Origin of the sequence: Methylobacterium sp. WL103, assembly GCF_008039885.1 — a bacterium.
Taxonomy (GTDB): domain Bacteria; phylum Pseudomonadota; class Alphaproteobacteria; order Rhizobiales; family Beijerinckiaceae; genus Methylobacterium; species Methylobacterium cerastii.
The window spans coordinates 1-971 of the sequence record NZ_VRUX01001000.1 but is presented as its reverse complement, the minus strand read 5'-3'; the positions used below and the strand labels follow the sequence as shown (position 1 = coordinate 971).

Annotated in this window: 1 protein-coding gene; it reads left to right on the top strand. The window is 75.2% G+C overall.

Features of this window, described 5'->3' with window-relative positions; genetic code table 11:
- On the top strand, window positions 1-971 hold a 971-nt coding region (locus FV222_RS27320; RefSeq protein WP_147816268.1), incomplete at both ends, for a BON domain-containing protein.

Below are 971 nucleotides of genomic sequence, written 5' to 3'. Positions count from 1 at the left end.
CCGCCGGATTTCCCGGCGGCAGCAGCCTACGCCGTCGCGCGCCTGCGCAACCTCGCCGCCGGCGGGACCGCGACGGTGACCGACCTCTCGATCGCGTTCTCAGGTGCGGCGTTGGACCTCGCCGCCTACGACGCCCTGCGCACTGCGCTGACCGACCCGCCGCCCGGCTACACCATTGGGCGCATCGACATTGTGCCCGCGCGGGCCGACGACTTCACCATGAGCGTGTCGCGAAACCCCGGCGGCGGGCTGGTGCTCGACGGGTTCGTGGTTTCGGAATCCGCGCGGGCCGAGATCGGGCGCCTAGCCGGCGAGATCTCCGACGGCACCGCGGTCACGGACCGGATGCGCACCGCACGGGGCCTCGCTAAGGACGTCGACCCGGATGCGCTGGCGAAATTCCTGATCCGCCTGGTCGGGCTGATGCAGGGCGGCGGCGCGCGCTTCGACGGCGCGCGGGTGTCGGTGGCGGGCGATGCCGTGGACAGCCAGGCCGTCGGCGAGATCGAGGCGGTGATGCGGGACGCCCGGCCCGCCGGGGTCGGGGCGGGCTCGGTCGCGCTTGCGGTGAAGCCGCTCTCCCCCTACCGCGTCGCGATCCGCCGCGAGGCTGACGGCGTCAGCCTGTCCGGCCACCTGCCCGATGCCGAGGCGCGCGACCGGCTGCTCGCCGTGGTGCGCCCGCGCTTCTTCCGCGAGCGCATCATCGACCGCACCCGCATCGCCGACGGCGCGCCGCCGGACCTCGCTGCGGCTCTCACCGCCGCGGTGCCGGTGCTGGCGAGCCTGTCGAGCGGCGAGGTCGCGGTCGCCGACCGGACGCTGATCCTCTCCGGCACGAGCCTGTATCGCGAGGCCGCGGCGCGGGTCGCCGCGAACCTGCCGGCGGCGATGCCGGCGGGATGGACCGCGAGCGTGGCGGTGGTGCCGAAGAACCCGGCGCCGACGCGCGACCCCGAGACCTGCCGCAG